General features: G+C 43.5%; 16 protein-coding genes and 2 tRNA genes. 2 read left to right on the top strand and 16 right to left on the bottom strand.

Going from position 1 to position 18,010, the window contains the following annotated elements:
* Positions 1 to 67: 67 nt before the first annotated feature.
* Entirely contained in the window at positions 68 to 2,554 is a 2,487-nt protein-coding gene (gene spoIIE, locus NQ095_RS21375) for a stage II sporulation protein E (RefSeq protein WP_258265390.1), read from the bottom strand.
* 288 nt (positions 2,555 to 2,842) lie between these two features.
* Between spoIIE and NQ095_RS21380 the strand changes: the two genes are divergently transcribed.
* Together NQ095_RS21380 and NQ095_RS21385 are read left to right on the top strand one after the other, a co-directional pair.
* Positions 2,843 to 2,919: transfer RNA gene (locus tag NQ095_RS21380), tRNA-Met, on the top strand.
* A gap of 9 nt (positions 2,920 to 2,928) precedes the next feature.
* Positions 2,929 to 3,000 (top strand) — tRNA-Glu (locus tag NQ095_RS21385).
* A gap of 52 nt (positions 3,001 to 3,052) precedes the next feature.
* Here NQ095_RS21385 and NQ095_RS21390 read toward each other — a convergent pair.
* From NQ095_RS21390 to glmU, 15 genes are all read right to left on the bottom strand, one after another.
* Positions 3,053 to 3,523, bottom strand: coding sequence for a DinB family protein (locus NQ095_RS21390; protein WP_258265391.1), 471 nt, complete (start codon positions 3,521 to 3,523; stop codon positions 3,053 to 3,055).
* Positions 3,524 to 3,688: 165 nt separating this feature from the next.
* A complete protein-coding gene (locus tag NQ095_RS21395; protein ID WP_098353691.1) occupies positions 3,689 to 4,114 on the bottom strand; it encodes a S1 domain-containing RNA-binding protein in 426 nt (141 codons plus the stop codon).
* A gap of 74 nt (positions 4,115 to 4,188) precedes the next feature.
* Positions 4,189 to 4,578: an FtsB family cell division protein gene (locus tag NQ095_RS21400; protein WP_060674209.1), complete on the bottom strand. Its 390-nt coding sequence runs from the start codon at positions 4,576 to 4,578 to the stop codon at positions 4,189 to 4,191.
* Between the two features lie 43 nt (positions 4,579 to 4,621).
* Positions 4,622 to 5,275, bottom strand: a complete 654-nt coding sequence (yabQ, locus tag NQ095_RS21405) for a spore cortex biosynthesis protein YabQ (protein ID WP_258265392.1) — start codon at positions 5,273 to 5,275, stop codon at positions 4,622 to 4,624.
* The gene (gene yabP, locus NQ095_RS21410) at positions 5,272 to 5,571 is read right to left on the bottom strand and encodes a sporulation protein YabP (RefSeq protein WP_060674270.1); all 300 of its coding nucleotides are present in this window, start codon (positions 5,569 to 5,571) and stop codon (positions 5,272 to 5,274) included. The genes yabQ and yabP overlap by 4 nt, the downstream gene beginning before the upstream one ends.
* A 98-nt stretch (positions 5,572 to 5,669) precedes the next feature.
* Positions 5,670 to 5,936, bottom strand: a complete 267-nt coding sequence (locus NQ095_RS21415; protein WP_258265412.1) for an RNA-binding S4 domain-containing protein — start codon at positions 5,934 to 5,936, stop codon at positions 5,670 to 5,672.
* A 22-nt stretch (positions 5,937 to 5,958) separates the two neighbouring features.
* Complete coding sequence (gene yabN / locus NQ095_RS21420) at positions 5,959 to 7,419, bottom strand: bifunctional methyltransferase/pyrophosphohydrolase YabN (RefSeq protein WP_258265393.1); 1,461 nt, start codon at positions 7,417 to 7,419, stop codon at positions 5,959 to 5,961.
* A gap of 13 nt (positions 7,420 to 7,432) precedes the next feature.
* Complete coding sequence (locus NQ095_RS21425; RefSeq protein ID WP_258265394.1) at positions 7,433 to 9,049, bottom strand: putative polysaccharide biosynthesis protein; 1,617 nt, start codon at positions 9,047 to 9,049, stop codon at positions 7,433 to 7,435.
* Positions 9,050 to 9,206: 157 nt separating this feature from the next.
* On the bottom strand, positions 9,207 to 9,743 hold the full coding sequence (spoVT, locus tag NQ095_RS21430) for a stage V sporulation protein T (protein ID WP_113971046.1): 537 nt from the start codon (positions 9,741 to 9,743) through the stop codon (positions 9,207 to 9,209).
* A 298-nt stretch (positions 9,744 to 10,041) separates the two neighbouring features.
* A complete protein-coding gene (mfd, locus tag NQ095_RS21435; protein ID WP_258265395.1) occupies positions 10,042 to 13,572 on the bottom strand; it encodes a transcription-repair coupling factor in 3,531 nt (1,176 codons plus the stop codon).
* Between the two features lie 85 nt (positions 13,573 to 13,657).
* Entirely contained in the window at positions 13,658 to 13,888 is a 231-nt protein-coding gene (fin, locus tag NQ095_RS21440) for an anti-sigma-F factor Fin (RefSeq protein WP_034762976.1), read from the bottom strand.
* Between the two features lie 115 nt (positions 13,889 to 14,003).
* Positions 14,004 to 14,561 carry an aminoacyl-tRNA hydrolase gene (gene pth / locus NQ095_RS21445; RefSeq protein WP_258265396.1) on the bottom strand — a complete coding sequence of 186 codons (558 nt, stop codon included), beginning with the start codon at positions 14,559 to 14,561 and terminating at the stop codon, positions 14,004 to 14,006.
* 83 nt (positions 14,562 to 14,644) lie between these two features.
* The gene (locus NQ095_RS21450; RefSeq protein ID WP_258265397.1) at positions 14,645 to 15,298 is read right to left on the bottom strand and encodes a 50S ribosomal protein L25/general stress protein Ctc; all 654 of its coding nucleotides are present in this window, start codon (positions 15,296 to 15,298) and stop codon (positions 14,645 to 14,647) included.
* A 240-nt stretch (positions 15,299 to 15,538) separates the two neighbouring features.
* A complete protein-coding gene (locus tag NQ095_RS21455; RefSeq protein WP_034762970.1) occupies positions 15,539 to 16,498 on the bottom strand; it encodes a ribose-phosphate diphosphokinase in 960 nt (319 codons plus the stop codon).
* A gap of 13 nt (positions 16,499 to 16,511) precedes the next feature.
* A complete protein-coding gene (glmU, locus tag NQ095_RS21460; RefSeq protein WP_258265398.1) occupies positions 16,512 to 17,885 on the bottom strand; it encodes a bifunctional UDP-N-acetylglucosamine diphosphorylase/glucosamine-1-phosphate N-acetyltransferase GlmU in 1,374 nt (457 codons plus the stop codon).
* Positions 17,886 to 18,010: the final 125 nt, after the last annotated feature.

An 18,010-nucleotide genomic window follows, 5' to 3' on the forward strand; every position in this document is an offset into this window, starting at 1 on the left:
TTGATATCATCTTCGCCGAATAAGGAGGAGTTTATACTCTAGTTAACTATTTTAAAGGGTGCGGACCCTAGGAAATTTTATCTTTCGACTTACCTTTTTGCATAGGGATGGATGACCACTTCGGTATGTTATGCTTGATTTTCGACACCACGATGGTCATATCATCTTCTATTAATCCGGAGCTCGACCGGATGACCTCCTCCATTAGAATGTCTGCCACTTCCTGTGGATCATCGGTTTCGAGTTCCTTTATTTTTCTCTTCATCCACAGATCATAATTTTCTACATGCTTCGGTCCTTCAAAGGCTCCGTCACTCATCATGATGAGAAGATCTCCTGCTTTCAATTGTTCCGAGACGACATCGACATCGAAGTCCTGCTGAAGCATCCCCATCGGTAAGTTACTGGCTTCCACCTTGAGAATTTTATCTCCCCGCTTAATGAAGCTTGGGGTCGAACCTATTTTTAAGAACCTCGAAGACGCATTTTGCAGGTCGATCATGGCTAAATCCAATGTGGAGAAAATTTCATCATTCGTTCTGAGGGAGAGAATCGAATTGATGGACTTGATCGCCACCTCTTCTTCGATCCCCGACTCCAGGATCTTTTTCAATAGTCTCAGTGTTTCATTGCTTTCGTAATGGGCCCGTTCACCATTCCCCATCCCGTCACTGATCGCAACGGCATACTTCCCCCTTCCCAATTCAATCATGGAGTAACTGTCTCCTGAAACCAGTCCTCCTCCTTTTGCTGCATGGGATGCACCTGTATCGACGACAAATTTCTTTGCAGATTGAAAGGTTACATGACACTGACCATTTGGAAATTGAGCGCACTCCTCCTTTTGTACGACGATGTTTTCTCCTAATATATCGGATAACATGGGTGCAATGAGCTTTTCCCCCTGACCGTGTCCTCCGCAATAAGGCATCGTCATATCGATATCGACATTCCCTTGTTCCAGGTTATAGATTTCAATGTTTTCAATCTCGATCCCAAACTCTCCGATACTTGCCAGGATCTGCTCTTCCTGAATATGATGATTTTCCCTTTCTCTTTGGATTTCTTTCGCGAAATTCCCCATTACCTCCGATACACCGAGCAATTGGTCAGCCACAAGCTTCCTGCTTTCCTGAACCTGTTTCTTCAATTTCAGATTGGCCTGATAGAAGGTAAGCTCCTGATAGATTGTATCCTTCAGTTTCTTCTCTCTCGTACAATGCTTCTCTACCTCTCTTGCAAGTTTCGGGGAAAGGGGGACCCTACCCTGATCGTACTCAGTCATCACATCTTTCATAAGATTGTAGGTTTTATCAAAATTCCGTGCCCAGCACTGATCTTTCTTAAAGCAGGTTTGACACGTTTTCTCCGTGACATTGCTGAGAAAATAGTCAAACTCTTTATCCTCCTCCTCTTCAAATCGGTCTTCTATTTGTTGAAAGCTGTTTGATAAAGCCTGGAACACCGACGAGAACTGAGTGACCCGATGAGCGGTCACATCCCTGACCCGGCGCATGTACCCTTGTTGATCATGCTGATATTCAGCCGTCCCTGGTATATGTCTCGCAATTTTAGACGTCAAGCTTTGCGGGGTTAAAAACAGGAGTAATATCGCTACTCCCGATTCATAAAGTGTTTTCGTAATGACTGTATCCGTATCCCCGTACATTCCCATCAATAATGTAGCGATTAACAAACCGATTGCCGCTCCAAATTTCCTTCCTTCTTTCATGAGTCCGCCCAGAAGTCCGGAGAAAGCAAGCAAGCTCATTTGATAAAAGCTCGAAACATTGGCTAAGCTGAAGACGAGACCGGTCACGACCCCTACCGTCGAGCCCACTGTGGCCCCTGCTATGAAGGAAAACAGCAGTACCAGATATCTTGATAATACATGCTCCACAGACAGATTGTATAATGACCATCCGATCGTTCCCGTCATGATCGAGGCGAGGAGGATGATCAAACTGACCACTTCTTCTGTTTTCAGTGATTTCCTTCTGCGCTGAACCGTTACAAGGGGAACGCTCTGGATGAAGATATAGGTTAAGAGAAACGCAAGGCTCGCTTCAATTACCGCCATGACCCCGTTATAGATCGTCAAGGCTTGTCCCTGTTGGATATAATCGAACCCAAGCTTAGCAGCCATCACCGTAAAGAACACATAAAAGGCGACAGCCCTCACATTATTCTTGTGATATTTCTGCGACAATCGATACGTTAACAGGAATAATACCGCACTGACAAACGTATAACTGATACTAGGAATGGATAAGGTGAGTGCTCCTGCCAGCAACCCGATGAGTGCGATCGGTGACTTCTCCCTCCGGATAATATAAACAGACGCAAAGAACGGCAGGGCAAAAGGTGTCAGATGTGAAAGGATTAAGGCTCTTCCGAGGAGAAACCCGATGACGAATAAAGCAACCCCCTTTTCTACAAATAGCCACTCAAGCTTTGAATAAATGGACCGGATCCCCTTGGACAGTTCCACCCTCGTGTGTTCGATGTCCACGTTCTGAACTGGTTCGATGATCGACTGATCGACTTTCCCCATGTATGAAACACTCCCCATTTCTTTTTTTTCAGTATAAATGGTACAAGCTTAAAACTTTGTCAAAATGAGGGAATGTATTCCGAGAATGTTTCGACGTCTTTCTATGGTTTCCGGTAAAATATTCAGAATATTCAAGTTTCCTTTCCTGTCGAGTTTGGATTTTTTCTTTTCAAATGCTTATGCAACCAAGCTTAAGGGAATTTTGACAATTTCTTTATCATTGGATATTGACAAGCAAACCCTTTCTGGGTATCATAGTTTTTGTGCCAAAAAGGCGCGTATCCAAATGGCGGTGTAGCTCAGCTGGCTAGAGCGTACGGTTCATACCCGTGAGGTCGGGGGTTCGATCCCCTCCGCCGCTACCATATTGTTCCGGCCCGTTGGTCAAGCGGTTAAGACACCGCCCTTTCACGGCGGTAACACGGGTTCGAATCCCGTACGGGTCATAGAAAAAAGACTATCATGATGATAGTCTTTTTTGTTTATTCTATTACCCGGTCAAACCCTTTCGGCAGATACCACTTCTTCGATCTGCTCTTGATGGTGCTTATCGTGACCGATGAAGTCTTCAAAAAATTCTTTCAGGGTGAAGCTTTGCTCCCCCACTTTGAACGATTGATCAACATCATCTTCCGAGAGGCTTTTTACATATGTGATCATCCTATCCCTCGTTTTTATACCTTCTTCGATTAAATCTTCCTGGTTCACTACCCGATGAGCATATTCTTCCGCTTGTCCATTAAATTTCTGAAAATCCGGAAAAGGTGAGAGTTCCACCCCTTCTGCAACATGAGGGAGAATCTCCTGTAAAGAATATTGATCCCATCTAATGATATGGGCTATATTGGCAGCGATCGACCATTTACCTTCCTCAATAGGTCTGAACCATTCATATTCACTTAGCAGCTTCAACTCCTCCAACCATATCTTAAATGACTCATAATGATCGATCATCTGATCGTATTTCATCCATTCTGCCCCCACTCAAGTTATTTATCTCTAACTATTCGATAGGAGCAGGTGATTTTCCTGTGTAATGGGTTCTATCTAAAATAAAAAAAACAGGCATACCCATCCAAATGGGTATGCCTGTTTTCCGTTCACAACCTGCTATATGGGTTAATAGACAGCAAGTTAACCTTTTTTCGCCCCTTTTCCACCACGACGAGACTCAGTATTCTTCTTTAAAGATGATAAACGATCTTCACTGTCTTTCAAGAAACGTGCCATCTTTTGTTCGAAACTCTCTTTGGTGCGAGTGTCGTTCGGTTTATTATTACTACGCGGGCGTTGAGGACGCTGAGGGCGCTGCGGGCGTTGTGGTTGATCTTTCGCTTTACGGATGGATAAACCGATTTTCCCATCTTTCTCAACATTAATAACTTTAACCGTTACTTCGTCGCCGACTTTAAGGTGTTCATTAATATCCTTAACATAGTTGTCTGCAACTTCACTAATGTGAACTAAACCTGTTGAACCTTCCGATAATTCCACGAACGCTCCAAAATTTGTAATACCTGTTACCTTACCCTGTAACTTGCTGCCTACTTCGATTGACATAAAAGAAATGCTCCTCCTTAAAATTATAAAAGATAAACCTTATTATATATTATAGCCAATTAAAAAAAAGAGTGTCAATAAGACACCTCTTCTTCTTTCTCTTTATCTGGCTCAGGTATGTTGAAAATAATCTCACCTTCATCTGATAAAAAGTAATCCCGGCGTGCCAGTTTGGCTATATATTCATCATCGTTAAGCTTCACAATCTCTTCTTCCAAGGCTGATTGCTTATCTTTCAGGTCTTCTAACTTTTTTTCCAATTGTGCTTTTTCCGTTTGTTTATCTTCTAAAACCTGGGCTCTGGAAATGAGGGTCGAGATTAAAAATCCACTAATTGCCAACACTAAAACAAAGAAAACTGCTAATCGACGGACCAAACGCTTTTTTCTCTTAGAAGAAGATTTATGCATATGCTCCTGATGACGGACATATTCATTTTCCATTGGTGTCACGTTTTTTCTCATTCCCAAACCTCCTTTACAATATGGAGTGGCAAAGCCTTAAGCGCTATTCTTTATCTTTAGGTTTCTTTTTGAACTTTTCTACCACTCTATATACTTTTTTGATGTAAGCTTTAAAAATTCCTGCCACTTTATTATATAACTTCTCGACTCTTTTTGTAAGATTTTTCGGCAATAAATTCCAAATGCCCTTCAATATCCACCATATCGGTGTGATTACGAGCTTAATCGCCCATTGCACCACTTTCATAATCACCTTAAAAAGGAATAATATGACGGATAAGAGCCCTTTTCCTATAGATAATACAATCGTTATCAGAAGCACAATCATCCATTTTATCGGTGAATAAATCAATCTTTTCACCATTTTCACTCCGAAATTGTACAGGGAGATAAAAAACAATATCAGCCGTTCAAGGAACGCCATATAATGCTGCTTGATTAACGCCTGGTAAGCAGCAAAACCGCATAATAGGGCAATGAAAATATAAAAACGGATCTCACCGAAATTCACGACGAATAAAATATAAAAAATCGCCAGTGCCTGCAAAACCCAAAACATGATGTCATTGATGAATACAAGCCATCGTTTTCTCTCGGACCGGTGTAAAAACCGGGAATACGTGTCCAACGTCATACCAAATAGTGCCCCCATGCCGATCATGGAGAGCATGGTATAGAACTGGGTCGAGAGGGTCATCGAAACAGCTTGCTAAAGAAGCCTTTAGCCTTCTCCCCATTTTGTTCATCCAGGTAAACGAGATCGAACACCTTTCCTTTTATAGAGACGATGCCTTTATCCACATCCAGATTTTTCATTTGAAGGTTCTGGCCCCTGACAGAGAGGAATCCCATGACGGTTTCAAGGAGAAACTCTTCGTTATCGAAGCTTTCCACTTGCTTCACTCCTGTAATATCGAGAAGCTTTCGGCCCCTCATCATCACGTCATGTTCTTGAAAGGTCGTTTTATCTTTGTTTCCATCATATTGATTCATATCCATCCCTCACATTCCCATAGTACAAGCTTTGTAACTATGTTTATGTGTATAGGGGAAAAATAGAACCAAATAACAGACCAAATGCTTGTATCCCTTTACTCTGTTTCCTCGACCCTTTCCTCTGAAACGACAGAATAAAGCCCGCTCGCTTCTTCTTTTTTCGTTGTTTCAAGAAGCCTTTCAATCTTTACCCTCATAATTCTTTGGCCAAACCTTACGCTTAATTCATCCCCGACTTTTACATTGGAGCTTGCTTTGGCCTGCTGGCCGTTCACGGTGATACGTCCCTGGTCGGCAATCTCTTTCGCCAATGTCCTTCTTTTAATGAGCCTGGATACTTTCAAAAATTTATCTAATCTCATAGATACCATTGTACATTTCCCCTTATTCGATATTCATCTTTTTCGCTTCGTTCCAAAATCGGTCTAACTCTTCCAATGTGAAATCCTCAAAGCTCTTGCCGGATTTCAGGACCTGCTCTTCAACATAAGAAAAGCGGCGGTAAAATTTCGTATTCGTCATGGCTAATGCTTCCTCAGGAAAGATCTTATAGAATCTGGCGACATTAACGAGAGCGAATAACACATCTCCGAATTCTTTTTTCATGTCGTGTTCACTATTATTCTCGACTTCTCTTTCAAATTCCTTTAATTCTTCCCATACTTTTTCCCATGCCCCTTGAGGGTCTGCCCAATCAAAGCCTGATTTCGCGGCTTTTTTCTGGTATTCATATGCCTTCATGAGAGCAGGCATGCCCTTAGCCACATTCTTGAGCATCGGTTCAGTTCCACTCTGCTTTTCACGGCTTTTGATTTCTTCCCAATTTGCTTTCACCTGTTCGGTGTTTTCCACTTGAACGGTCCCAAATACATGAGGATGTCTCCGGACCATCTTAGAGGCAAGTCCTTCCATTACTTCTTCCATTGTGAACATACCCTCGTCCTCGCCTATTTGCGCATGGAGCATGATTTGAAGGAGGACATCTCCCATTTCCTCGATCATATGATCAATATCTTCTTCCTCGATGGCTTCCAGTAATTCATACGTTTCCTCAAGGAGATATTTCTTGAGTGAGTGGTGGGTTTGTTCTTTGTCCCACGGGCAGCCATTCGGTCCCCGAAGCGTCGAGATGATTTCCCTTAGTGTCGCATATTGCTTAAAGGAAGATTCCATTTCTTTCACTGCAGGCACATAAAGGCTCGTCAAATTACTCAGACCGGCAACCCGGTCAAGCTCCACCAGCGGGATCCGTTCCACCTTCTCTTCCCCGCTTCCGGCAGCCGTTACAAGAGCAACCTCATAATCATACGGATAGAGCTCCATCAGTGTGAGCTTTACTTCAGATGCGATGAATGCATCATACACCTGCCCGATGATGAGCTGCTGGTTCATGTGAATATCATGAAGCTTTAAGCTGGTACCATCAAGGAGCTGGAAACCATCGATCGGGTCCGCTCCTACAGAAGTAAATAAAGCATCGATAAAGCTCTGTCCCCCACCGATCTCGACGTGAATCTTCCCTTCTTTATGAAGATCCAGAAGCATTTGAACAGCTTTTTCAGCGACCAGCGGGTGACCCGGAACGGCATAGACAAGGGAATGCTGCTCTGATGCAGCGATCAGTTCTTGAACAATCTCTTCATATACAAGATTGAACTGATCATATTTTTCATAGACAGCATCGAAAGAATGATACGTGATTCCTTCTGCTGCTAAATCCTTTACGACGGGATGCTGATTCGTCCTTAAGTAAAGATGTGAACTGTTTTTAATCCTTTTATATACTCCCAGTGGCAGCTGTTCTATATCTCCTGCGCCTAACCCGACTATCGTTATCGTATTCATGTTAATCTCCTCGCTACTTATTATTCGGCTGAACTTTATTCATCAACCACACCCATTTACTCCCAAATGGCAAGAAACTGATATCTTCTCTTGAAAGGACGTTCCCTCTTAAAAACACAATCAAAAATATGACGCCTCCGATACAAACGCCCCCTAATGAAAAAAGGACGGAAAGCGGACGACCAGGCATTCCATTAACCAAAAGTGTATCATATATCCATAAAAGTCCCTGTAATCCAATTGTCATGGCCGCTCCGCTGAGCAACAATGTTTTATAAAAAGAGTACGTGAAAAAACGGATCGGAAACAGATTTCTAAGCTTTATCACCATCATGATGGCAATCATACTTAAAGAGCCAACAGTCGAGACAGATGCCCCCATGACTCCCAACATTGGGATGAGACAGGCATTGCCCAGGTATTTCACTAAAATTCCCGTTACTATGCAGAATGCCGGGTAATAGATCCTCCCGATTCCCTGAAAAATGCCTGCAAACGTCAAAATGAGGCAGCTGAAGAAAATCGAAAGACAGAAGACAGCGATGACTTTTGAACCGAGGGCATTTTCAAATAGCATCGTATTGGTCGGTACCATGATGTTGATGATCCCCAGTGTGGCAGCAAATCCGATGGTAATGCTGATCTTAAGGGACAACTGACTGTACTCCCTTACTAAAGCTTCTCTTCTTTTGAGATAGGCATTCGTCACCAATGGGACGATGGTCAGTGAGATGGATGTAGCCACTACTGTCCCTAGTTGTACAAAGGGCTGGCCCCGGTCATAAATCCCCTTCCACGTCTTCGCACTTTCCGCTTCCATCCCTGAAGACAGGAGGAGGGAGTATACATTTAATGAATCAACAAATTGGAGTAAGACGAGCAACATGGCACTTACACAGATAGCTGTTCCGTTCTTGAATAACCGGGACCAGATCTGTACGTAATCGGCAGGCAGAGACAGATATTTTCGTGAAAACAACTTTTCCCTGCGTGCAGTAAGGAAGGAAAGAAGAACCAGAAGTCCGCCCAGACCACCGGTAATCGACCCGAACAGCGCTCCTTTCCCAGTCATATATAAAGAGTACCCTTGGGTTACCAAGATGGTCGAAAAGAACAGAATCGTTGCCACCCTGATTGCTTGTTCCGTCACTTGAGAGACAGCCGTAGGCACCATATCTTCTTTCCCTTGATAATACCCCCTGATGACGGAGAGGGGAGCTAATAATAGGAACGATAAAGAAATCACCTGAAGTAACGGCTTTAGCAGGGGATCTCCCATCCAACGTGCGATCATGCCTGCACCGAGGTAGACGAGGAGAAACCAGGAAAACCCAACGAGACAAAGGAATAGAAAGGAGGTGATGGCCACTCTCTTTGCGCCTTCTTCATCATCCCCTTCTAATTTCTCTGCTACCATCTTTGAGATGATGACAGGGAATCCATATGTGGAGAGGGCGAGGGCAATCCCGTAGAACGGATACACCTGCTGATATATATAAAATCCGATATCTCCAACAATATTTTGAAAAGGAACCCGGTAAACAGCACTTAATACTTTTGTTACCAATGCCGCAATCGTTAAGACCATGGCCCCTTTTAAAAATTGACTGGAGGAGTACTTCTTACTCAACCCGTTTTCCTGCCTTTCTGTACCACTTCCTTCAATCTGATCCAGACCGAAGAAAAAATCAATTATGTACTGGTCATTTTACCATAAAGGGCTGGATGTTTTCTCTAGTGGGTTTGACGGCAAAAAAAGAAGAGTGGCAATTTGCCACTCCTTTAGGTTATGACTCCATTTGTCTTGCTAAAAAGCCAGCTGCCGTTTCTACTGCTTTTTGTTCCACTTCGCCTACTGTACGTTCCTTTGAGAAAATCGCAACGGCACCAATCGGATCTCCATTTGCGACAATCGGAGCAATCGTATAGGAAGCAAGATCCTCACCATGTCCATCAACAAGCTCAGCTTGTCCCTGTTGAGTGTGTAATAGAGACGTACGGTCATCCATTACCTTCTCAACGAGTTCACTGATGTTCTTATTTAAATACTCTTTCTTCGAAGCGCCGGAGATGGCAATGACAGCATCCCGATCACAAATTAACACGGCACTTCCCAGACTGTCGTACAATGCTTCGCCATATTCCTTAGCAAAGTCACCAAGTTCACTGATTGGGGAATATTTCTTTAAGATGACTTCTCCGTCACGATCAACGAAGATTTCCAGGGGGTCTCCCTCGCGAATCCTTAATGTCCTGCGAATTTCTTTCGGAATGACGACACGACCTAAATCATCAATACGACGAACAATACCAGTTGCTTTCATCTATAGTTGCCTCACTTTCATCAGATGATTTTTATTTGGCAATGTATTCACTTTAGTTGAATACTTACCATTGTTGAGTTTAGTATCTTACAACTTAGAAGTTCTATACACATTCAGTTATTTTTTCTGTAATTTCACTAAAATTCTAATGCAGGTATCTTTTTCCATTGTTGGCAGCTGCATAAATACTAATACCCTTATCATAGTAAAGTAAAACAATCTGCGCGTTTACATTTTGGTTACATTATTATAACGAAGGGAAGAAATGCCACTGGTTTGTGTCGAAATGATGAAATGATCACACGCTTTCTTCTATTTTCACCGCTTCATCCAGGCGTTTGATGATGTCATACGCCATGTTAAACCATTTGGACGCTTCCAGGCGTGCTGTGTTAATCGATATTTTAAGTCTGGAGCCTTCCATTCCAAGTCCGACTGCACGGCCGTGTTTGTTGCAAAGATTGAATACTTTGGAACCGTCGATATGTGCGGTTCCTTCCGGTGACATAAAGATATTCACCGTTTTCTTGTCCTGCTTGATGGATTCGAGCTTTGTATTCTTGGCATAGATCTTCATTTCAGAGATGAGGAATAAGTAGCCCACCTCTTCCGGATATTCTCCGAACCGGTCCAGTATCTCTTCTTCAAGTTCCTCGATTTCAGGAAGGGAAGAAAGGGATCGGAATCGTTTATACATTTCGATCTTTTGATGACCATCTTTAATATAATCATCCGGAATATAAGCGTCGATTTCAATGTCCACTTCAAAGCTTGACTCAGGCTGCTTCGGAAGATCTCCTTTTCTTTCTTCGATGGCTTCTTTCAGCATTTGGGAGTACAGGTCGAATCCGACAGAATCAATGAATCCGTGCTGCTGTGCCCCGAGGAGATTACCCGCTCCACGGATCGTCAAGTCACGCATGGCAATTTTGAATCCGGATCCTAACTCCGTGAATTCTTTGATTGCCTGCAATCGTTTTTCAGCCACTTCTGTCAGGACCTTATCTTTCCTATAGGTGAAATAGGCATAAGCCACCCGGTTCGAACGGCCGACACGTCCCCTTAGTTGATAAAGCTGGGATAAACCCATCCGGTCGGCATCAAACACTATCAACGTATTGACGTTCGGGATATCCACACCCGTTTCAATGATCGTAGTGGTGACAAGCACATCATATTCTCCTGCAAGGAAGCCTAATATGACGGCTTCGAGCTCGTTCTCGCTCATTTGACCATGAGCGTAGGCAATCCGGGCATCGGGTACTAGCATGGAGATCTCATCGGCTTTTCTTTCTATATCTTCTACACGATTATAGAGGAAATACACTTGGCCATTCCTTGCCATTTCCCTTTCAATCGCTTCTTTAATAAGGGCACCGTTGTACTCCATCACATAGGTCTGAACCGGGAACCGGTTTTCAGGTGGTGTTTCAATAACCGATAAATCCCTTACACCGAGCATCGACATATGAAGGGTACGGGGAATCGGTGTGGCCGTTAGGGTCAGTACGTCGATATTGGTTTTTAATTGTTTGATCTTCTCTTTATGCGTGACACCGAACCTTTGTTCTTCATCGATGATCAAGAGTCCTATATCCCTGTATTGAATGTCTTTTGAGAGAAGTCGGTGAGTTCCCACTACAATATCCACCGTTCCATTCTTGAGCCCCTTCGTCGTCTCCTGTTGCTGCTTTCTCGTTCGGAAACGGCTTAATAAACCGATTTCCACCGGGAAGTCCTGAAAACGCTCCTTGATCGTTTCAAAATGCTGTTGAGCAAGGATGGTGGTAGGCACGAGGATGGCCACTTGTTTTCCATCTGCAATCGCCTTGAAGGCGGCCCTGATCGCAACCTCGGTCTTACCATAGCCTACGTCCCCACACAATAACCGGTCCATCGGACGTTCTCTTTCCATATCGTGCTTGATTTCACTGACAGAACGCAGCTGATCATCCGTTTCTTCATAAGGGAAAGCCAATTCAAATTCTCTCTGCATGTCCCCATCGGGAGAAAAGGCATAACCTTTTGCTGCTTCCCGTTCAGCATAAAGCTTGATCAGATCATCCGCGATATCCTGAACAGAAGATTGAACCTTCGACTTGACCTTCTTCCATTCACTTCCACCCAGTTTATAAAGCTTTGGATCCTTATTCTCGGATGCGACATATTTCTGGACCAATTCAATTTGATCGACCGGTACATAAAGTTTGTCATTCCCTTGATACTTCACATGGAGATAGTCTTTATGGACCCCGTTGATCTCCAATGTTTCAATCCCAAGGAATTTACCGATCCCGTGATTCACATGAACCACATGGTCCCCTACTTTCAGCTCAGAGTAACTTTTGATCCTCTCTGCGTTTGAAAGTTTCTGCCTTCTCGGCTTCTTTTGGGTTTTCTTATTGAACAATTCTTCTTCCGTAATAACCGCAAGCTTCTGAAGGGGGAGCTCGAACCCGCTTGTCAGGCTTCCATTGATCATCTGGATCGTTCCCGGCAGAAGTTTATCCCCGTTTTCGACAAAGGCAATCTCAATTTTGTAATCGTCCAGTACCCTTTGAAGCTTCTTAACGCGGTCTTCATCCGGGCCTAACAAGACAACGGTATATTTTCCTTTTTTCCACCTGTCCAACTCCGCCTTCAATACGTTCATCTGCCCATGGAAATTCTGCATGGGCTTCGTTGAGACATTAAAGATATTTTGTGGACTGGTATTCGGAATATGACGCAGGAACAATGAGAAATATACCTTTGGCAGCTTCGTCTTACTGACTAACGATGAAAATGTATGGGAGACATGTACGTCATGAATGATCTGTCCTTCCTGAAGCAGGGAAGTATACCATTCTGCTTCCTCTTTCTCGAGGGAGTCACTCATTTCCTGGACGCGGCTGAACTCATCAAAGAATAGAACCCCGTCTTCGGGTAAATAATCTAGCAAACTACTAGGCTTTTCATATGCGAGGGACAAGTACTTAAAGATTTGCTCAGGAACCTGCCCGTTCTCAAGCTGCCCCACCTCATGACCTATGTACTCTGTCATCTTCTCCTTAACGGCCGCCGATTTGACCTTCTTCAAGCTTGTGGAAAGACCTGCGTTGATTTCATGAATCAGCCTCTCCATATTTTCATACTTCAATAAGACCTCTGTGGCAGGGCCTATTTCTATCTCATTAAGTTTATCAATCGAACGCTGGTCTTCAACCGAAAAGAGGCGGATCGAATCAATTTCAGTATCGAATAATTCGATCCGGACAGGGTTCTGAGTTGTTAATGGAAAAATGTCGACAATCCCCCCGCGAAGGCTGAATTCGCCAGGTGTGCTGACCATCCCTGTCCGTTGATAGCCCATTTGCACCAATTGATTTAATACTTCATCCAAGTCGATATCTTCACCCATTTGAAAGCGGATCTGATTCGTAGCCCACATCGACTTAGGTGGAAGGATTTTACGAAATCCGGCAACAGGTACAATATAGACACCCTGCTGCTGATTGGAGAGCTTATTCATTACTTCGATCCGCTGTGCCCTCAACTCCGGGCTTGCCACACTTAGTTCAGCTGCGATCAGCTCATTAGCAGAATATAAATATACTTCGTCCTCAGACAAAAATTGAATGAGATCGTCATAGACTTTCTGGGCTTGAAACAAATTATGCGTCACCACTACGGTGGATTTATTGGTTTGTAAATATACATCTGCTATATATGCTGTCCGGGATGAGCCGGACAATCCTGCCACAAGCTGTTCAGACAGACGCTCCTCCACCCCAGCGATGATGGACTGTAATTCTTCACTTTGGTGAACCTGCTTTAAAATACCTTTCAAGTGTACGCTCCTCCCCTGTGGTTCTTTCTATAAATAAGCTAAAAGTATAAACAGAAAAATGCTTTGGCTCTTCACCAAAGCGTTCTTACTGAATGATATGATCTAATTCATGGTAGTCAGGATTTCTTTCCAGGCTTTCCTGACAATCTTCACAGATCGTTTTCACTTGGATGTCCCCGTTGTCCTGATAGTGAACCATATGTAACCGCTCTTCATCCGTCAGCATATGAATCCCAAGCTGCTCGGAATGCACGGATACATTTGAAAGAGTCCCGACATTTGTCCCACAATGCCGACACTGGTAATGGATCGCCATATCTTTCCCTCCATACACATTTATACTGTTAGTATGAACCTGTTAGAAGGGAGTTATTCAAACCGGTTAAAGGATTGATGATGAAAAAACCCTGGAAATTAAGTATATGACACGGTCAGTTGAATTTATTCATAACCTCTAGGAATGGTTTATCCAACCAGGCTTCACATGCTTCCACGCTTGAAGAAATGGCTTTATCCAGTTCCGGCTGCTCTTCCTTCGAAAATTTACCCAGGACGTAATCCGGGACGCTCATTCCATTGGTCGGGCGGTCGATCCCCACCCGCAGTCGATTAAATTGCTGTGAACCTAAATGGGCAATGGTCGATTTAATGCCATTATGCCCCCCGGCACTTCCCTTTTGCCTAAATCTTAATTTTCCTACAGGCAAGTCCAGGTCATCATAAATGACAAGTAAATCTTCATCTTCAATTTCAAAATAATCCATCAGGGGTACAATGCTTTCTCCTGACAAATTCATATACGTAAGCGGCTTTAAAAGAACGACCTTTTCACCTTTATGATGATATGTGCCGTATACCCCTTTAAACTTGGACTGGTTCAACGAAACGCCCAGTCGATCGGCTAATGCATCTATAATAACGAAACCGATATTATGTCTCGTTTTCTCATATTGTGATCCCGGATTCCCGAGCCCTACGATTAATTTCATTTCTAACACCTCTTCTGACCTTATACCTCTAGAATAACGTAAAAAGCGCAACCTGCAAAAGGTTACGCCAAAAAATATTGATTTTACTCTTCCTTCGATTCACTTTCGTCACTGGCTTCCGATTCTCTGCCTTCTTCATTCTCAGGTGTGCCAGCTTCCTGCTCTTCACCACTGTCGATTTCTTCTTCTTGTCTTGGAGCAAGAATGGAAGCAATCGTGCGGTCATCCTCTTCATTAAGAGTGACGCTGTACTTATCACGGATATCGCTGATCGTTACCGTTTCTCCCACTTGGAGCTCGGTTACATCCACTTCGATGGATTCCGGAATATCATTCGGTTTGGCTGTTACAGATACCTCATGCAACGGCTGCTGCATCACGCCACCGTCTTTTACGCCGGCTGCTTCTCCTACAAGCTCGATACGAACATCCGCATCGATTTCTTCTGACATATTCACAGCAAGGAAATCAACATGTGTGACAGCATCCTTCAGGTGATCCTGCTGGTAATCACTTAAAATGACGTTTTGTTTATTGCCATCTACGTTTAAAGAAATGATTCCGTTTCTTCCGACTTCGCGAATCGTTTTAATAAATGTAATGGCGTCTACCATAATTGATGTATTATCTGCTTTGTAGCCGTACACGACTCCAGGGATATTCCCCTCATGTCTCAGCTTTGTTAATGAAGATCGTTTAAAATCTTTCCTCGTATTTGCTTTTAATTCTGTTGCCATGTCTAATCCAACACCTTCCCTAATCTTTTATGTTAGTTAAAGTTCTATATATAGTAATTACCCCAATCGCATTTGAAATAAACATAGAAAAAGATATTGGAGTGGCAGGATCGTTCCATTAATGTTGCCATAAGAGCATTTACATGCCTCCTGCAAGGGTGGAGGGGAACCAAAAAAAGAGCCTGTCCCAACCGAAGGGACAAGCTCTTCTTTCTATGCACAAACTACAAATATTAATTCTTAATCAAAAAGCGTGCTGACAGATTGCTGCTCGTAGATGCGGATGATCGCTTCGCTGATCAAAGGAGCCACTGACAGGGACTTCACTTTACCGATCATCTTCTCTTCACCCAGTGGGATGGAGTTCGTTACAACCAGTTCTTTAATATTGGAGTTTTCGATGCGTTCGATGGCAGGACCTGAAAGGACCGGATGCGTACAGCATGCAAAGACTTCTTTTGCTCCGTTTTCAACTAACGCATTGGCTGCCAGTGTAATCGTACCTGCAGTATCAATGATATCATCGATCAAGATCGCGATTTTCCCGTCGATATTCCCGACGATGTTCATCACTTCTGCCACATTCGGCTTCGGACGACGCTTATCAATGATCGCAATAGGAGCTTTCAGGCGTTCTGCAAGCTTACGTGCTCTTGTCACTCCACCATGGTCCGGGGATACGATAACAAGATCTTCCGTATTGAATCCTCTTTCTTCAAAGTAATCCGCTAAGATCGGCACACCCATGAGGTGATCGATCAGGATATCGAAGAAACCTTGTATTTGGGGAGCATGAAGATCCAACGTGATAACACGTGTAGCGCCGGCTGTTTCTAATAGATTCGCCACTAATTTAGCAGTGATCGGCTCACGTGCTCTCGCTTTACGGTCTTGTCTGGCATAACCATAGTAAGGCATCACGATATTAATCGTCTTGGCAGAAGCACGTTTCAGGGCATCCACCATAATCAGAAGCTCCATCAGGTTTTCATTTACCGGCTGACAAGTAGATTGAATGACAAACACATCACAACCACGGATACTTTCTTCGATGTTGATTTGGATTTCACCGTCACTAAAACGTTTAACGGACGATTTACCTAATTCAACTCCTACTTCATCAGCAATTTCCTTTGCAAGATGGTAGTTTGAATTAAGAGAGAAGATTTTCAACTTGGAATTAATATAAGAGTTTGGCATTGTGGACCTCCCATTATTTCTTATGATTTAGATTTTGTACATAATTTTCTTTATTTACTTGGCGAGCTCTCGCAATGGAAAGAGACTCACCGGGAACATCCTCGGTAATGGTAGAACCAGCTGCAATGTATGCACCTTTCCCTACGTTGACAGGGGCGACAAGATTAGAATTGCAGCCTACAAATACACCATCTTCAATCTTTGTCAGATGCTTGTTCTTCCCATCATAGTTCACGGTGATCGATCCACACCCGATGTTGACATCACGTCCCACTTCAGCATCACCAATGTAGCTTAAATGTGAGGCCTTACTCGCTTTACCGAATGTTGCTTTCTTGATTTCTACAAAGTTTCCGATCTTCACTTCATCTTCAATGGAAGAAGCAGGGCGGATATGAGCAAATGGCCCAATTTGAACATCCGCGCCGATCGAACTGTCATGAGCCACAGACTGCTTAAGGACTGTACGGTCCCCGATCTGACAATCCTTCACCTCAGAGCTCGGTCCGATCATGGCATCTTCACCGATTGATGTACTGCCTTGAAGCACTGTGCCAGGCAGGATCACGGTATCTCTTCCGATCGTTACATCCGCATCAATATACGTATTGTTTGGATCTTTGATCGTTACACCATTGCGCATATGGAATTCATTGATGCGCTTTTTCATTGTTATCTCTGCTTGAGAAAGGGCCACACGATCGTTGACACCAAGTGTCTCATCAAAGTCACTTGTCTGATATGCACTGACGATTTCACCTTCCGATTGAAGGATTTCAATGACATCCGGCAAATAATATTCACCTTGTACATTATCATTCGAAACCTTCTTAAGGGCATCGAATAACGCTTTATTATCAAAACAATACGTCCCGGTATTAATTTCTTTCACGCTTCGTTCTTCTTCACTTGCATCTTTATGTTCCACAATGCGTTCTACTAATCCATCCTGGTTGCGGATGATCCGTCCATATCCATCGGGGGATTCCGTATGACCCGTCAAAATGGTCGCTTTGGCACCCTGTCCTTCATGATGCTTCACAAGCGCTTCCATCGTTTCTCCTTTAATGAGCGGCGTATCACCACATACCACTAAAGTCGTACCTTCCAAGTCACCCAGGACATCTTCAGACTGCATCACGGCATGAGCCGTCCCTAATTGCTCAGCCTGAAGAGCAAAATCACTCTTGCCTTCTAAATGCGACTTCACAAGCTCAGCTCCATGACCGATGATTGTGACAGTCTTCTCTATATGTAGTGTTGAAATTTGGTCGACCACATGTTCCACCATCGGCTTGCCACACACAGGATGAAGAACTTTATAAAGCTTCGACTTCATTCTCGTCCCTTGTCCGGCAGCTAATATAACGGCATATCGATTTGTCATTTTTGGTCCTCCAATAACCTTTTTATCCATAACGAATATATCCTAAAAACTCTATCATTTCAAGGATTCATGTAAAAGTACATATATTTGACATCAGAAAAGCGGAGGCGGCTTGCTCAGGCCCG

This window comes from Rossellomorea sp. SC111 (genome assembly GCF_024733565.1).
In the GTDB taxonomy this organism is placed as follows: domain Bacteria; phylum Bacillota; class Bacilli; order Bacillales; family Bacillaceae_B; genus Rossellomorea.

Coding starts and splice junctions, on each gene's coding strand:
- fin (WP_034762976.1), bottom strand. CDS start 13,888: ATGGCGATCCATTACCAGTGTCGGCATTGTGGGACAAATGTCGGGACT.
- NQ095_RS21415 (WP_258265412.1), bottom strand. CDS start 5,936: ATGAGATTAGATAAATTTTTGAAAGTATCCAGGCTCATTAAAAGAAGG.
- NQ095_RS21400 (WP_060674209.1), bottom strand. CDS start 4,578: ATGAGAAAAAACGTGACACCAATGGAAAATGAATATGTCCGTCATCAG.
- NQ095_RS21395 (WP_098353691.1), bottom strand. CDS start 4,114: ATGTCAATCGAAGTAGGCAGCAAGTTACAGGGTAAGGTAACAGGTATT.
- NQ095_RS21455 (WP_034762970.1), bottom strand. CDS start 16,498: ATGCCAAACTCTTATATTAATTCCAAGTTGAAAATCTTCTCTCTTAAT.
- spoIIE (WP_258265390.1), bottom strand. CDS start 2,554: ATGGGGAAAGTCGATCAGTCGATCATCGAACCAGTTCAGAACGTGGAC.
- spoVT (WP_113971046.1), bottom strand. CDS start 9,743: ATGAAAGCAACTGGTATTGTTCGTCGTATTGATGATTTAGGTCGTGTC.
- NQ095_RS21450 (WP_258265397.1), bottom strand. CDS start 15,298: ATGGCAACAGAATTAAAAGCAAATACGAGGAAAGATTTTAAACGATCT.
- pth (WP_258265396.1), bottom strand. CDS start 14,561: ATGAAATTAATCGTAGGGCTCGGGAATCCGGGATCACAATATGAGAAA.
- glmU (WP_258265398.1), bottom strand. CDS start 17,885: ATGACAAATCGATATGCCGTTATATTAGCTGCCGGACAAGGGACGAGA.
- NQ095_RS21390 (WP_258265391.1), bottom strand. CDS start 3,523: ATGAAATACGATCAGATGATCGATCATTATGAGTCATTTAAGATATGG.
- yabN (WP_258265393.1), bottom strand. CDS start 7,419: ATGAATACGATAACGATAGTCGGGTTAGGCGCAGGAGATATAGAACAG.
- yabP (WP_060674270.1), bottom strand. CDS start 5,571: ATGAATCAATATGATGGAAACAAAGATAAAACGACCTTTCAAGAACAT.
- yabQ (WP_258265392.1), bottom strand. CDS start 5,275: ATGACCCTCTCGACCCAGTTCTATACCATGCTCTCCATGATCGGCATG.